The organism is Micromonospora fulviviridis, from assembly GCF_014648395.1.
GTDB classification, from domain to species: domain Bacteria; phylum Actinomycetota; class Actinomycetes; order Mycobacteriales; family Micromonosporaceae; genus Micromonospora; species Micromonospora fulviviridis.
Genome location: NZ_BMRA01000011.1, coordinates 60,078 through 74,600, shown reverse-complemented (window position 1 = coordinate 74,600; position 14,523 = coordinate 60,078). Strand labels below are relative to the sequence as shown.

Here is a 14,523-nt window from a genome sequence, read left to right as displayed (position 1 = left end):
TGGGACCTTCCACGATCCCGGGACGATTCCTCTCCGTAATCGCGGAGTGCGATTACTCACCGTACGAGTCGGGACAACCGTCGGTCAGCCAGGGGCTTGCCGCCGGTCTGACAGGTGGGGCAGTACTGGAGGCTCGAATCGGCGAACGACACCTCCCGCACCAGGTCGCCACAGACCGGGCACGGGAGCCCCTTCCGGGCGTGCACCTTGAGCCCCGAGCGCTTCTCCCCCTTGAGCTCCGCGGCCCGCTGGCCCATCGAGCGCCGGACCGCGTCACCGAGCACCGCGCGCGTCGCCGCGTGCAGCGTGGCGAGCTGGTCGTCGGTCAGCCGGTCGGTGATCGCGAACGGGGAGAGCTTCGCCGCGTGCAGGATCTCGTCGGAGTAGGCGTTGCCGATGCCGGCCAGCACCGACTGGTCGGTCAGCACGCCCTTGACCTGCCCCCGGCGGCTGCGGAGCCGGGCGCCGAAGGTGGCCAGGTCGGCCTCCAGGGCGTCCGGGCCCAGCTTCCCCACCCCGGGCACCAGGGCCGGGTCGGTCACCAGGTACGCGGCCAGCTTCTTCTGCGTGCCCGCCTCGGTCAGGTCGAAGCCGGAGCCGTCGTCGAGGCGTACCCGCAGGGCGATCGGGCCCTTGCCGGGCCGCAGCGGGGCGGCCGACGGGAACGCCTCCCGGTAGTGCAGCCAGCCCGCCCGGGCCAGGTGGACCACCAGGTGCAGGCCCTCGTCGAACCGGACGTCGAGGAACTTGCCGTACCGGCCGGCGCCGGTGACCGTCCGGCCCGCGACCGCGCTCGGCGGCGGGTCGTACGTCTTCAGGGCGCTGATCGCGGCCACCTCGACCCGCTCGACGCGCCGGCCGACCGCCCGCTCGCGCAGGTAGCCGGCGAGCGCTTCCACCTCCGGTAGTTCAGGCACGCCACAACGGTAGCCTTCTTTCCCGTGAGAATCGTGGTGGCGCACAACCGGTACCGGGAAGCCCAGCCCTCCGGCGAGAACACCATCGTCGACGCGGAGATCGCACAGCTCACCGCGGCCGGGGTGGAGGTGCTGCCGTTCCTGCGCAGCTCCGACGAGATCCCCGCGATGTCGAAGCCGGCCAAGGCGCTGCTGCCGATCTCGCCGATCTGGGCCCCGAAGGCCCAGCACGACCTGGACCGGCTGCTCACCGAGCACCGCCCGGACGTGCTGCACCTGCACAACCCGTACCCGCTGCTCTCGCCCTGGGTGGTGCGGACCGCGCACAAGCGCGGCGTGCCGGTCGTGCAGACGGTGCACAACTACCGCCAGGTCTGCTCCTCCGGGCTCTACTTCCGGGACGGGGTGATCTGCCAGGACTGCCGGGGCCGGGCGCTGGGCGTGCCGGCGATCGTGCACCGCTGCTACCGGGGCTCCCGGGCGCAGAGCGCGCTCATGGCCACCACGCTCGCCGTGCACCGCCCGACCTGGAAGTCGGTGGACCGGTACATCGCGCTCACCACGGCGGTCGCCGACCACCTGCGCGACTACGGCATCCCGGACGAGCGGATCGTGGTCAAGCCCAACGCGGTGCCCGACCCGGGGACCCCCGCGCCGCCCGGGGACGGGTTCCTCTTCATGGGCCGGCTGAGCCCGGAGAAGGGGCTCGACCTGCTGCTGACGGCGTGGCGGCGGCACCCGGTGGGCTCGCTGGGCCCGCTGCGGATCGCCGGCGACGGCGAGCTGCGACCGCTGGCCGAGGCGGCCGCCGCCGACCGGCCCGACGTGGTCTACCTGGGCCAGCTCGACCGGCCCGGGGTACGCGCCGCGCTGGCCGACAGCGCCGTGGTGCTGGCCACCTCCACCTGGCACGACGTGCTGCCCACCGTGATCATCGAGGCGCTGGCCAGCGGCCGGCCGGTGCTCGGCACCGCGCTGGGCGGCATCCCGTACCTGGTCGGCGCCGACGATCCCCGGGAGCCCGCCGGGACCGGCCCGGCCGAGGTGGCCACCGCCGCGCCCGGCGACGGGCACGTCTCCCTGCCGCGGGGGGTGCAGCGCGGCGAGGCCGGGTGGGTGGTCGCGCCCGACCCGGAGGCGCTGGCCGCCGCCCTGCCCGTGGCCCGGGCCGGCGCGGCGACGCTCGCCCCCGCAGCCCGCAGCCGCTACGAGCGCACCTTCCACCCCGACGTGGTGACGAAGCGCCTCATCGACATCTACGCCGACGTCGCCGCCACCCGCCACTGACCCCGCCCTCAGGCGTCGATCGGGTGGGGCGGGTCAGCGGAGGGAGGCGCGGGCCGAGAAGGCGATGCTGGCGAGGAGGAAGCCGCCGTTGACGATCGTGAAGGCGACGATCACCCAGACGGTCAGGGCGGGGGCGAAGGTCAGGACCAGGCCGGCCAGGAAGATCACGGCGCCGTAGTCGCGGACCAGCTTCGCGAGGCGTACCGGGAGCGAGGTCGAGGTGACCATGCTGGCCGCGTTCGGGCCGGCCTGCATCACCGAGGTGACCAGGTTGACCATCCAGGTGCCGGCGAAGACCGCGATCAGCCAGGTGGGCGTCGAGGGGCGCTGCGCCACGGCGGTCGCGCCGAGCGCGGTGACCAGGGCGATCTGGGCGGCCACGTCGCAGAGCACGTCGACCCGTGCCCCGGCCGGGTTGTTCTGCTTGGTGACCCGGGCGAGCTGACCGTCGGCGCAGTCCAGCGCGTACGCGATCTGCCAGGCGACCAGAGCGAGCAGGCCGACGGCCCAGGCCGGCACGGAGCCGGCGGCGACCTTCGGGGCGAGCGCGACCACGGTGACCGAGGCGGCCAGGCCGAGCACAAGGTTGGTGATGGTCAGCGCGGTCGGGCGCAGCCCCAGGCGCTGGGCGACCAGCGCGAAGACCGCGCCGATCCACTGGCTGATCGACTCGCTGAACAGGCCGCCGCCCCGGTTGACCCGGTGGAAGTCGGCGACGGAGGGGCGGGACGGCTCAGCCAAGGTGGTCGCGGAGTGCACCGGCGTAGTCTGCCAGCCGCTCCCGCGTCTCGGTAGGCGACATCGCCAGGTGTTCGAGGATGGTGTAGCGGTCCGGCCGGGTGGCCGGCGCGAACTGCACCGCCTCCACGAACTGCTCGTCGGTCAGGCCCACGTCGGCGGGGAGCCGGGGCAGGCCGTGCCGGGCCAGGCAGGCCGACATCTCCGCGAACCGGCGCTCGTCGCCGCGGAGGAAGGTGCAGAACAGCGCGCCGAGCCCGGCCAGCTCGCCGTGCGACGCGGTGCCCGGGTAGAGCGCGTCGACGGCGTGCATGATCTCGTGGCAGCCGCCGCTGGACGGGCGGCTGGTGCCGCAGACCGCCATGGCCAGGCCGCTGGAGATCAGCGCCTCGGCCAGCACGGTGACGAAGGCGTCGTCGCTCATGTCGCCCTGGTGAGCGAGCACCGCCTCGGCGCCCATCCGGGCCAGCGAGGCGGCCAGGCCGTCCACCGGTTCGCCGCGTACCTGCCGGGCCAGTTCCCAGTCGGCCAGCGCGCTGATGTTGCTCACCACGTCGCCGATGCCGGCCCGGTTGTGCCGCTCCGGCCCCGCCTCGACGAAGTCCAGGTCGACGATCACGGCGATCGGGATGTGCACCCCGTAGGAGCCCTTGATCCCGTCGGTGACGAGGCTGGCCACCGGCGAGGCGATGCCGTCGTTGGCCAGCGCGGTCGCCACGGTGACCATGGGCAGCCCGCGCCGGGTGGCCGCGTACTTCGCCACGTCGATGGTCTTGCCGCCGCCGATGCCCACCACCGCGTCGTACGACCGGTTGCGCAGCTTGGCGCCCAGGTCGTCGGCGGCGTCCAGGGTGCCGCCGGACACGGTGAACAGGTCCGCCGACCGCAGGGACGGGCGGATCAGCTCGGCGATCTGCTCGCCCTGCCCGGGACCGACCACCACCGCCACGTCGCCGCCGGCGGAGATCCGCCCGTCGACCAGGATCGCGGCGAGGTCGGCCACCGCACCGCGCCGCACGTCGATGTGCAGCGGGGTGAGGATCGTCCGGGCTAGTAGCGGCACGCGATCTCCCGCGCCCGGGCCAGGTCGGCGTGGTTGTCGACCTCGACCCAGGAGACGTCGCCGATCGGGGCGGCCCGCACCTCGCCGCCCCGATCGGCGAACTCCTGGTAGCCGTCCTCGTAGTAGAGGTTCGGGTCGCGCCGCCAGGTCGCCTCCAGGGCGTCGGCCAGCGCGTCGGCCACCTGAGGCTCGATCAGCGTCGCGCCGATGTACTCCCCGTACGCCTCGCCCGGGTCCATGAGCTTGGTGATCCGGGTGAGCTGGCCGGCCGCGTCGAAGGTGGTCTTCATCTCCTCCTCGGCCAGCGCCTTGATGTTGTCGATGGCCAGCAGGATGCCCGGGCCGCGCTCGGCCAGCAGGGTCTTCTCCACGCTCACCGGGTGCACGGTGTCGCCGTTGACCAGCAGCACGCCCCGGGAGAAGTGCTCACGGGCCAGCCAGAGCGAGTACGCGTTGTTCCACTCCTCGGCCTTGTCGTTGTGCACGAGGGTGATCGTGACGCCGTACTTCTCCTCCAGCGCGGCCTGCCGCTGCCGGACCGCGTCCGCCGCGTAGCCGACCACGATCACGACCTCGGTCAACCCCACCTCGGCGAGGTTGCGCAGCGCGATGTCGAGGATGGTGGTCTCCCCGTCGACCGGCACCAGGGCCTTGGGCAGGGTGTCGGTGTACGGGCGCAGTCGGCGCCCCGCACCGGCGGCGAGCACCATCCCGATCATGCCGGCACCATCCTCTTCTCGACTCCGCTCCACCGGGGGAGGATATCGCCGCGCCGCCGCCGGCCGTGGTTCAGCCCGGCAGGGCCGCCAGGTCGGCGAGCAGCTCCAGCCGTTCCTCCGCGGTGAGCACCGCCCACGGGCCGGCCGCCCGGCGGTCCGTCTCCTGCTCGATGGCCAGCCGCTCCGGCCCTTCGGGCAGCTCGACGATGCTCGCCGCGGTGTGCCCCGCCGCCGTCCACGCCGCCGCGTGCGCGTCCGCGCGGTGGTAGCGAAGCGTGCCCAGCCGGTTGAGCAGCAGCACCCCGGGCGGAGTGCCGTCCGGCTCGTACGGCGGGGCCATGGTCGCGAAGGCGCCGGGCTCCGCCGACGCGAACGCGTACGCCAGCACCCGGCCCAGCGCCGGGACCAGCCGCGCCACCCGCTCGTCGTGGCCCGCCCAGAGCTCCTCGGTCACCTCGCCGTGCACGCCGAACAGCTCGGCCAGGAAGGCGAGCCCGCGTTCGGTGGCGCAGAAGCCGCCGCCCGGGAAACGCTGGATCATCCCGTACGCGACCTGCTTGTCCAGCGCCCGCTGGCAGGCGGCCGGGTCCCGGTAGCGGGTCACCGCCGCGAAGCCCGCGGCGTCCACCGTGCCGCCCGGCACGGCCAGCCGGGTGCGGAACTCGACCAGGAAGCCGGTGGCGGCCGGTCCCCCGTACCGGGAACTCAGCTCCGCGCCACCGCCGTCCCGGCCCGCGAGCATGCCGGCGACGAAGGCCCGGTCGACGGCCGGGGCGACCAGCCCCGCGAACCGGTGCGGCGGCAGCTCGACGCCGTCGGCCGACCCGGCTCGCTGTGCCGGAGGTCGCTCCGCGCCGCGACCGGGGGCGGTCTCCCTCACAGACCGATCGAGCGCAGGGCGGCGAAGGCGTTCTCGGCGATCCGCCGGATCAGCCCGTCGTTGACGTCGCGGTGCTCGTCGAGCAGGGCGACGTCCTGCTCCGCCAGCCAGCGGAACTCGGTGTGCTTGCCCGCCTCCAGCCGGGGCCGGCTGAGGTCGCCGTCCACCCGGACCAGGAAGTCGGTCTCCACCCGGGTCAGTCCGTCGTCGCCGGTGTACTGGTACTCGCCGACCTGGCCGAGCACGTGCGAGACGGTCCAGCCGGTCTCCTCGATGACCTCCCGGCGCAGCGCGTCCTCCACCTCCTCGCCCGGTTCGAGGTGGCCGCCGACGATGTCCCAGCAGTTGGGGAAGAGGCGCCGCTCGGGGGACCGGCGTTGGATGAAGATGCGGCCGTCGTCGTCCACGATCAGCGCGCCGGCGCAGCGGAGGGGCTCGGTGGGCACCTCAGAACAGTAGCGATCTCGCGCCGTTCATGGCGATGCCCGGTCTTGTCCCGTTCCGCATCGATGGCCCACCATGTCCGTACCGAGGCCGCCGTCCCACAGGGGTGATGTGATGCAGGTACGGGAAGCGATGTCCAAAGAGATTCTCGTGGTCGGCCCGGAGCACACGCTCCGCCAGGCGGCCCGGATGATGTCGGAACGGCGGGTCGGGTCGGCGGTCGTGATCGACCCGGACTCCGAAGGCGTCGGGATCATGACCGAGCGTGACGTGCTGTACGCGATCGGGGCCGGGCTCGACCCGGACGTCGAACGCACGGGAGCCCATCTGACCTGGGACGTGGTCTACGCGGGCCCGGACTGGACGGTGGAGGAGGCGGCCACCGCGATGGCCCGGGGCGGTTTCCGGCACCTGGTGGTGCTCGACGGTCGCGAGGTGGCCGGGGTGATCTCGGTGCGCGACCTGATGCGGGTCTGGGCGCGGGAGCACACGGCGCCCCGGGTCTGAACCGACGACGGAAAAGGGCGATGGCCCGGCCGATACCGGCCGGGCCATCGTCGTACGGTGCCTCAGATCACGGGCCGACGAAGACGTTCGTGGCCCGCCAGTCCACGTTGTCCACGGTCGGTCCGCTGACCAGCGTGGCGGCGTTGCTCGGAGCGCCGTTCCCCCAGTCGCGGGCGTAGAGGTGGCCGTGGCCGCGGGCCACGGTGTAGAGCTTGCCGTCGCTGAGGAACATGCCACCCACGCCGCCGTAGCCGGTGGTGCCGGCGACCGTGCCCCGCTCGGCGCCGACGACGCCGGTGTCGGGGGTGAACCCCCGCCAGAACAGGGCGTTCTGGCCGGCCAGCGTGTAGTAGATGCGACCGGCGGTGTAGAACATGCCGGTCACGTTCGGCAGTTCGGCGGAGAAGTCGACAGTCATGCCCGCGTAGGTCGAGCCCTCCGGCGCGGAGCCGGTGACGACGAGGTCCCACTTGGCGTCGTGGTACGGGTCGAGCTTCTTCGGGGTGCCGAAGGTGGTGCCGTCGAACGAGCGCTTGTAGAGGTCGCCGTTGACGCCGTAGAACAGGTCACCGCCGACCCAGAACGCGCCCTTGATCGCGGACCACCGGGTGCTGTCCGCGTTGGCCACCGAGGTCGCGTCGCCCACCGCGCTCGCCCCGTCGTACGACCGCTTGGTGATGCTGTCCAGCGTCGTGGTGGGCGGCACCGGCGGGAGCTTGACGATCTCGATGCCCTGGACGAGCGGGTTCTCCACGACCCGACCGAAGTCGATGTCGATGTTGCCGTCGCTGGTGACCGCGAAGGCCCGCATGGTGCCCCGGCTGGTGCCGCCGGTGGCGGCGACCGGGTCGAAGTCGTTCAGCTTGAGCACACCGTCGACGCTGACGTCGAACTTGCGCGCGCCGACCACGCCGGTCTTGGCGTAGCGGTTGGCCAGGTAGAGCCGCACCTGGACCGGGGTGCCCGCCGGGACCGGGAAGTCCCACTGCATGTCCGGAGTGGTCGACAGGTCCCAGCGCTCGCTGTTGAACAGCGCGATCGGGGTGCCGGACGGCACGGTGGCGTCGACCGTCGCGTTGGTGCCGTACGCCGTGACGTTGCTGCCGGTGTTGTGGTAGGTGCTCGGCGTCGCCACGCTGTCGGTGGCCCAGGCCGGGCCGCTCGGCGCGGCCAGCTGGTCGCCACCGGCGTTGACCCGGTAGAGGACGTCCGCCGCGTCCGGCGTCGGCGCGGTCTTGACGATCTCGATGCCCTGGACGAGCGGGTTCTCCAGGACCCGGCCGAAGTCGATGTCGACCACGCCGTCGCTGACCACGGAGAAGGACCGCATGGTGCCGCGGTCGGTGCCGCCCGCGCCGGCCACCGGGTCGAAGTCGTTCAGCTTGAGCACGCCGTCGACGCTGACGTCGAACTTGCGCGCGCCGACCACGCCGGTCTTGGCGTACCGGTTGGCGAAGTAGAGCCGCACGTCGACCCGGGTGCCCGCGGCGACCGGGATGTCCCACTGCATGTCCGGGGCGGTCGCCTGGTCCCACCGCTCGGCGTTGAACAGCGTCGCCGGGGTGCTCGCCGGCACCGTCGCGTCGAACGTCGCGTTGGTGCCGTACGTCTGCGCGGTGTTGCCGCTGTTGTGGTACGGGCTGGGCTCGGTGGCCGTGTCGCCGGCCCAGTCCGGGCCGCCGTCGGTCGCCGGGATGGCCGGACCACCGGCGTTGACCCGGTAGAGGACCTCGGTCTGCGCCGCGCGGCCGGCCTGGTAGACGTCACCCGGCAGGCCCTTGGTGCTGGTCGAGTGCGGGGCGTTGCCGCCGTCCAGCGGGAAGAAGGCGAGCCGCTTCCGCTGGTAGTCGAAGTTGCCGATGTACTCCTGGTCGCTGCCCAGCCAGAGGCCCTCCGGGGTCACCAGCATCTCGGTGACGCCGTAGCCGCGCGGGTGGCGGCCCGGGTTCCAGGACAGCGGCAGGCCGCTGGCCGGGTCGAGGGCCGCGATGCTGGCCCGCGGCACCGCGCCGGGGCCCGCCTTGTCCCGCGCGAGCGGGTTGTTCGACCAGCGGAAGTGGCCGCCGACGTAGATGGCCTTCTCGCTGATCCCGGTGGAGAGGAAGGTGTCGCCGCCGCTGTAGTTCACCCAGGTCGGCTGCTGGCCGTTACCGCTGGCGGTGGTCTCCCAGCGAGCCACCGAGTCGCAGAGCGTCCCCGGGTACGACGCGCCGGTGGTCACCACGACGAAGTACTTGCCGTCCGGGGAGAACTGCACGTCCCGCACGTACGAGTCGAACGAGATGTACCGGCAGGCCGCCGAGTAGCCGTCGGTGTTCCAGTCGGCGATGGTGGCCGCGCTGTCGCCCAGGTCGATCCGGACGATCTGGTCGTGGACGACGCCGTTGGCCTTCTTGAAGTTGCCGATGACGATGAGATGCTTGCCGTCCGGCGAGACGGTCAGCTTCTCCACGCCGACGCCGGCCTTCGCGCCGCCGTTGGTGCTGGTCCAGTTGTGGTTCTCGGTCAGCGCCACGGTGAGGTAGTCGGTCACCGCGCCCGTGGTGGGGTTCAGCGACGCCAGCCCGTTACGGGTGGTCGTCGCGGTCACCGTGGAGAAGATGCCGCCGACCAGGAGCCGCCCGTCGACCAGGGCGATGTCGCTCACCGTGCCGTTGAACGCCGGGCCCTTGAAGCCGGCGACCGGCGTGCCGTCGGCGACGTTGAGCAGGGCGAGCTTCCGGAAGTTGGTGCCGTTCACCTGGTTGAAGGTGCCGGCCAGATAGACGGTGCCCGGCGTCGGGCCGGCGATGATCGCCGTGACCTCGCCGTCGAGCACCGGGGCGAAGGCCTCGTCGAGCTTGCCGGTCGCCTTGTCGAAGGCCAGCACGCCCTTCCGGGTGACCTCGGTGGTCGACGCGCCGCGGTTCTGCGCCTTGGTGAACGAGCCACCCACGATCACCTTGGTGCCGGCGTCGTAGATGGCGACGACGTTGCCGTCGTTGATGTTCGGCGTCTTGTCCGTCGGCACCTCGCTGACCATCGTGGTGTGGTCCGGCGCGGGCGCGGCGAGCGCGGGCACGGGGGTGAAAAGGGTGGCGATGCCGAGTACGGCGACGCCGAGAGCGGACACCGAGCGGTGTCTCAGGAGCGAGGAAGCCACAGGCTACTCCGGGGGAAACGTCGGAGGCGCTGCGGTCATGGCCGGTGTCGGCGCGAGGTGGGGCGCCTCACGGCCGACCGCAGACGTGAGAGCAATACCTTCTCGCATCCCCCCGTCGCCCGTCCACCCGGGATCGGCCTTTTTGACCGAGAAAACGCCCCAGGTCACACGAAAAGACGAGGGAAGATCATCGACTCGGTACGGAGGGTGGCGCCGAGGAGACGCTGAGATCCGGCGGCGGGGGATTGAAGTACGGATCGGTGGCCATCTCGCGGAACACCGCCGCGCTCTCCGGGTCGTTGCCGAACGTGCTGTCGTACAAGGGCTTCGTGGTCTGCCGGGCGGCGAAGTAGACGGCCGCCTTGATCTGCGGGTGCTTCTTCAGGTACGGCCCGACCTCGCGCATCCAGTTGGCCCGCTGGCCGGGCCGGCCCTCCTGGGTGAGCCCGAACTCGCCGATGACCACCGGCCGCGGGTGCTTCTGCGCGAAGGCCATGAAGTGGTCCATCCGGTCGGTGAAGCTGTTCCACTCCGGGCCCGGGTAGACGTCGGCGCAGAGCCAGTCGACCTGGTCGTCACCGGGGTAGTAGGCGGCGGCGTCCCGGTCGGGCTCGGCGAAACCGTCCGCGTGCGGGCACCACACCCAGGCCGCGTTGGTGACGCCGGCCTCGGTGAAGATGGCCCGGACGTGCTTCCAGGCGGCGACGTAGTCCTCCGGGGAGTGCATGCTGGCGGCCAGGTTCGGCCGGTCCATCTCCCACCGGTAGCGCAGCAGCACCGGCACGCCGAACTCCTTGACGTCCGCGGCCCGCTGCCGGATCAGCGAGTCGTAGACGCCGCTGACCGTCGACCGGGTGTCGGTGCCCTGCCAGGAGATCATCTGGAGCTTCCCCTGGGACTGGAAGGCCCGCTCGGTGGCGCCCGGGAAGGCCTCGTTCCACTCGTGGAACATGTGCGCGATGGTCAGCTCGCCGCCGGCCGCGCGGTTGAAGTCGTCGAACGCGGCCGCCCGCCCGGTGGCGTTGTGGAACTGCGGCTTGACCCAGGCGCCCACCCAGGCGCCCTTCTCCGGCAGCTCCGGCCCGCGACCGGTGGTCCGGACCGGGCTGGTCCGGGGCGTCACCGTGGGCGGGGGCGCCGCCGCCGTCGTGCCACCGTCCGGCCGGTCGGTCGAGCCGAAGTCACAGGCCGCCACCGCCGGAACGAGGCAGGTCAGGGCGAACACGGCCGCCATCGTCCGTCGTAACCGTCGTACCACCGCAACCTCTCCCCAGGATGGTCGCCGGCCCCACGGTTGTCGGCCCCGGCGACCCCGTGTCAGCGGAGCGGCGCGCCGGGACGGGCGGGCGACCCCTGGCACTCTACCGGCGCGACGGCCCGGCGCGACGGCCCTTACGCGGTGTAGCCGAGTTCGCTGAGCAGCGGCCCCGCCTCGGCGACCACGTCGGCGAGGTCCTGTTCGGTCAGCCGCTGCCGCCACCGACCGACCGAGTTCGGCCGGGCCTTGGCGAACCGGGCGTGCAGCGCCTCCCGGCCCGCCGGGTCACCGACGGCCAGGAAGTCGGCGACCACCTCGGCCGCCTCGGCCGGGCGGCTGACGATGTCCTCGTAGCGGAGGTGCCGGACCCGTTCCGCCGGCAGGCCGGCGAGCTGGGCCAGCGCGCTGCTGGTGAAGCGGCGCCACATCCAGGCCGAGCGGCGCAGGTCGGAGACCTGGCTGAACTCCTCGCGCCGCTCCGGCTCCACCCAGAACCGGGGCGCGGCCCCCCAGGGCGTGCCGCCGCGGCCGCTCTTCCCGGTGCCCGTCGAGGCGGCGTTCAGCCACGGCTGCTCGGCGTGCGACACCGCCACGTCCCGGCCGTCCCGGTAGACGTGCAGGAAGACCGCGTCCGGGAAGACCTCGGCCAGGAAGGGCACGATGAAGCAGTTCTCCGGGTCCTTCTCGGCGAACCGCAGCCCGCCGTGACCGGAGGCGGCGAGCAGCGCCCCGTAGTAGCCGCGGAAGTAGCGGGCCGCCCGCTGCGGGGTCCAGCTCCCCTCGTACACGCAGCGGGCCACCGCCTTGGTCAGCCGGGGCTCGAAGTGGTACGACACGTCCGGCAGCGCGCCCACGCAGCTGCCCAGGAACGTGGTGCCGGAGCGGGGCGCGCCGAGGATGAAGATCGGCCGCTCGACCTTCAGGCTGAGCTTGCGGTTGGCGGCCTCCACCGGCCGCTCCAGCTCGCGGCGTTCCTTCCGGTCCGCCAGCAGGCCGACGGCGGCGAGCTTCGCGGCCTTCACGGTCGACAGGCCGGAGTGCGGGGCGAGGGGCGTGCTGCTGGTCATCGGGGTCCCATCGGTACGCAGGAACGGGTCAGGACTGGGCGGCCGGGTTCGCGCCGGTGCGGTTCCGGCCCCGCCGCAGCGCGCGCAGCGCGTCGAGGTGCAGGGTGGTCCGCCAGCGCCAGGCGCCGGCCAGGTACGCCGCCGCGCCGCCGGCCGCCACCAGGGCGAGCGCCGGCACCGGGGCGTCGAGCAGGCTGGCCACCCCGAGCGGCAGGCCGAACGCGGCGACGGCCAGCGCCATGGCGGCCCGGGTGCCGGCGCCGAACGGGTGCAGCCGCATCGACCACCAGAGCTGGCCCAGCGGCACCAGGTTGGTGACCAGGATGGAGACGGTCCAGGCCAGGGCCGCGCCGAGGATGCCGTACCGCGGGATGAGCACGAGGTTGGCGACCACGTTGAGCACCGTGCCGGCCATCGCGTTGTAGAAGGTCCAGGCGGTCCGGCCGGCCATGTTGAGCACCATGTCGACCATGCCGCAGCCGGTGGCCACCAGCATGGTCAGCGCGAGCAGCAGCACCACCCGGTGACCGTCGCCGTAGCCGGAGCCGAACAGCGCCAGCATCGGCGTGGCGAACGCCGCGAACAGCAGGTACGCCGGCCAGGAGAGCAGCACCAGCCACCCGGTCGCGGCCTGGTAGAGCTGCCGCGCCTCGGCCCGGTCGTCGCGGGCGAAGGCGGCCGCCAGCCGGTGCTGCACCGAGCTGGAGAGCGCCACGCTGGAGAGCTGACCGAGCGCCAGGAACCGGGTCGCCGCCGTGTAGATCGCCGCGTCGGCCGGCCCGCGCAGGGCGCTGAGCAGCACGATGTCCAGCCGCTGCACCACGATCGCGGCCAGGCTGCTGACCGCGCGCGGCCCGGTGAACCGCCAGAACGGCCCGACCAGTTCGCCCGTCGGCACGGGTCGGGTCACCTGCCGGCCGGCCCGGCGGACCAGCCGGCCCAGCCATGCCAGCGCGACCGCCGCGGCGAACAGGTAGGGCACCACCCAGGCCAGCGGCAGCGCGACGGTGGCGGAGAGCCCGAGCCAGGCGGCCACCGCCACGGCCAGGAACTGCACCAGGGTGCGGCCGAGCCGTTCCACGGTGAGCAGCGGCCGCATCTGGCCGAAGCCGCGGCAGGCGGCGAGCGCGTAGTCGTTCAGCGCGGCCAGCGGCACGAACGCCAGCAGGATGCGCAGCGCGGTCACCCCGCCGGGGCCGGCCTCCGGCATGGTGGCCTCGGCCAGGGCCGGGGCGGCCAGCCAGCCGGCCAGCCCGAGCAGCGCGCCGACCGCCAGCACCGGCAGCAGCCCGGCCAGGATCGTGCCGCGGATCCGGTCCCGCTGGTCGAGGGTCCGGTGCCGGCTGACGAAGTAGACGGTCCCCACGTCGGTGCCGAGCCGGGCCGCCGACGCGGCGATCATGAAGGCGCTGGTGGCCGCGAAGAACATGCCGGCCTCGCGGACCGACCAGCCGCGGGCGATGACGATGTTCAGCCCGAAGCCGGCCACCGCCGCCAGGCCCACCCCGACCAGGTTGGCGAAGCCCTGCCGGGCCGCGCCGCCCAGGCCCGCGCCGGGTCCGCCGGCGGCGCCGGGTCCGCCGGCCGGTGCGGTGAGCGTCGGGGTGCCGCCGGCGTCCGCGCGGGTCACCGCCGCCACGACGGCACGCGTCCCCACCAGGAGGCCAGCCGCTCGTCGTACGGGGCGAAGTGGTTCTCCAGCCGCGCCCGCAGCTCGGCCGACATCGGCGAGCGGGACCGCGAGTTGTGCTTGCCGAAGGCGATGTCCGCCCACCGGGGCAGGCCGAGGAAGTCGCAGACCGCGTCGAAGGAGGGCCGCGGGTCGGCGAAGAAGTCGTCGCTGTCGATGACGTGCAGCCGCTCCCGGCCGACCAGGGCCTCCAGCCGCTCCACCTGCTCGATGTACCGCCCGCGGGCCAGGTACGCGTTGTGCTGGAGGTGGTGGCTCGCGTACGTCGGGTCGGCGGTCATCCGCTCCCGCTCACCCGCCGTCCGCTCCTCCTCCAGCGCCAGCGCCCGCTCGAAGTCCGGCTCGGTCTCGTAGCCCCGGGCCAGCTCGTGGGAGTGCGCCGAGTAGGCCCGCTCCACCGGGTCGCGGAGCAACACGAGCAGCTTCACCGAGGGCAGGTCCTTGGCGATCCGCTGCGCCGCCAGCGGGTGGAACATGTAGTACGGGCTCGACTCGCCGGTGATCCCGCGTACGCCGACCTGCTCCTTCACCGCCTCCGCTTTCGCGGTGGTGGGGAAGTGGCCGAGGTACCAGTTCATCCCCCGGCGGTAGTCCACGTCGAAGTAGTGCACGCCCTTGTGGTAGGCGGGCGGCAGCACCCCCGGGTGCTGCGAGAGCGTCTTGAACAGCGAGGTGGTGCCGCAGCGCTGCGCCCCCACGATCAGGAATCCCGGCACCATCCGCGACCCGGCGGTCAGCCGACCGACCGTCCGGCTCACCGACTTCACCGCGCGGAGCGCCTGCTCCTTGGCCAGCGTCACGTCCCCACTCC

The 14,523-nt window shown here is 73.0% G+C and carries 13 protein-coding genes; 2 read left to right on the top strand and 11 right to left on the bottom strand.

All coding sequences use genetic code 11. The features are described from left to right. Positions 1 to 56: 56 nt before the first annotated feature. A complete protein-coding gene (locus IEY96_RS25755) occupies positions 57 to 917 on the bottom strand; it encodes an Fpg/Nei family DNA glycosylase (RefSeq protein WP_189197402.1) in 861 nt (286 codons plus the stop codon). 24 nt (positions 918 to 941) lie between these two features. Between IEY96_RS25755 and IEY96_RS25750 the strand changes: the two genes are divergently transcribed. Then, positions 942 to 2,204: a glycosyltransferase family 4 protein gene (locus IEY96_RS25750; protein WP_189197401.1), complete on the top strand. Its 1,263-nt coding sequence runs from the start codon at positions 942 to 944 to the stop codon at positions 2,202 to 2,204. Positions 2,205 to 2,237: 33 nt separating this feature from the next. On the opposite strand, the gene IEY96_RS25745 is transcribed toward IEY96_RS25750, so the two are convergent. From IEY96_RS25745 to IEY96_RS25725, 5 genes are all read right to left on the bottom strand, one after another. Next, positions 2,238 to 2,963 carry a CDP-alcohol phosphatidyltransferase family protein gene (locus tag IEY96_RS25745; RefSeq protein ID WP_189197400.1) on the bottom strand — a complete coding sequence of 242 codons (726 nt, stop codon included), beginning with the start codon at positions 2,961 to 2,963 and terminating at the stop codon, positions 2,238 to 2,240. Next, entirely contained in the window at positions 2,938 to 4,005 is a 1,068-nt protein-coding gene (locus IEY96_RS25740) for an iron-containing alcohol dehydrogenase family protein (RefSeq protein WP_189197399.1), read from the bottom strand. Before IEY96_RS25740 ends, IEY96_RS25745 begins: the two co-directional genes overlap by 26 nt. Continuing rightward, on the bottom strand, positions 3,993 to 4,724 hold the full coding sequence (locus IEY96_RS25735; protein WP_107074888.1) for a phosphocholine cytidylyltransferase family protein: 732 nt from the start codon (positions 4,722 to 4,724) through the stop codon (positions 3,993 to 3,995). The genes IEY96_RS25740 and IEY96_RS25735 overlap by 13 nt, the downstream gene beginning before the upstream one ends. 70 nt (positions 4,725 to 4,794) lie before the next feature. After that, positions 4,795 to 5,604 (bottom strand): hypothetical protein, encoded by an 810-nt coding sequence (locus IEY96_RS25730; protein ID WP_229791908.1) that lies wholly within the window; start codon positions 5,602 to 5,604, stop codon positions 4,795 to 4,797. Then, a complete protein-coding gene (locus IEY96_RS25725) occupies positions 5,601 to 6,050 on the bottom strand; it encodes an NUDIX hydrolase (RefSeq protein WP_189197398.1) in 450 nt (149 codons plus the stop codon). The genes IEY96_RS25730 and IEY96_RS25725 overlap by 4 nt, the downstream gene beginning before the upstream one ends. A 112-nt stretch (positions 6,051 to 6,162) precedes the next feature. Here IEY96_RS25725 and IEY96_RS25720 point away from each other — a divergent pair, with 112 nt between their 5' ends. After that, positions 6,163 to 6,555 carry a CBS domain-containing protein gene (locus tag IEY96_RS25720; protein ID WP_189197397.1) on the top strand — a complete coding sequence of 131 codons (393 nt, stop codon included), beginning with the start codon at positions 6,163 to 6,165 and terminating at the stop codon, positions 6,553 to 6,555. Between the two features lie 67 nt (positions 6,556 to 6,622). Here the strand turns inward: IEY96_RS25720 and IEY96_RS25715 are convergent, their stop codons facing one another. From IEY96_RS25715 to IEY96_RS25695, 5 genes are all read right to left on the bottom strand, one after another. After that, positions 6,623 to 9,667 (bottom strand): malectin domain-containing carbohydrate-binding protein, encoded by a 3,045-nt coding sequence (locus tag IEY96_RS25715; protein WP_229791907.1) that lies wholly within the window; start codon positions 9,665 to 9,667, stop codon positions 6,623 to 6,625. Positions 9,668 to 9,884: 217 nt separating this feature from the next. After that, positions 9,885 to 10,931, bottom strand: coding sequence for a glycoside hydrolase family 26 protein (locus IEY96_RS25710; protein WP_189197395.1), 1,047 nt, complete (start codon positions 10,929 to 10,931; stop codon positions 9,885 to 9,887). Positions 10,932 to 11,089: 158 nt separating this feature from the next. Further along, complete coding sequence (locus IEY96_RS25705; RefSeq protein ID WP_189197394.1) at positions 11,090 to 12,022, bottom strand: sulfotransferase family protein; 933 nt, start codon at positions 12,020 to 12,022, stop codon at positions 11,090 to 11,092. Positions 12,023 to 12,050: 28 nt separating this feature from the next. Further along, a complete protein-coding gene (locus IEY96_RS25700; RefSeq protein WP_229791906.1) occupies positions 12,051 to 13,679 on the bottom strand; it encodes an oligosaccharide flippase family protein in 1,629 nt (542 codons plus the stop codon). Beyond that, positions 13,649 to 14,512, bottom strand: coding sequence for a sulfotransferase family protein (locus IEY96_RS25695; protein WP_189197393.1), 864 nt, complete (start codon positions 14,510 to 14,512; stop codon positions 13,649 to 13,651). Before IEY96_RS25695 ends, IEY96_RS25700 begins: the two co-directional genes overlap by 31 nt. Between the last annotated feature and the right edge of the window lie 11 nt (positions 14,513 to 14,523).

What these genes read in the sequence shown, in the direction of transcription:
- IEY96_RS25720 (WP_189197397.1), top strand. Translation starts at nt 6,163, where the DNA reads ATGCAGGTACGGGAAGCGATGTCCAAAGAGATTCTCGTGGTCGGCCCG.
- IEY96_RS25710 (WP_189197395.1), bottom strand. Translation starts at nt 10,931, where the DNA reads ATGGCGGCCGTGTTCGCCCTGACCTGCCTCGTTCCGGCGGTGGCGGCC.
- IEY96_RS25735 (WP_107074888.1), bottom strand. Translation starts at nt 4,724, where the DNA reads ATGATCGGGATGGTGCTCGCCGCCGGTGCGGGGCGCCGACTGCGCCCG.
- IEY96_RS25705 (WP_189197394.1), bottom strand. Translation starts at nt 12,022, where the DNA reads ATGACCAGCAGCACGCCCCTCGCCCCGCACTCCGGCCTGTCGACCGTG.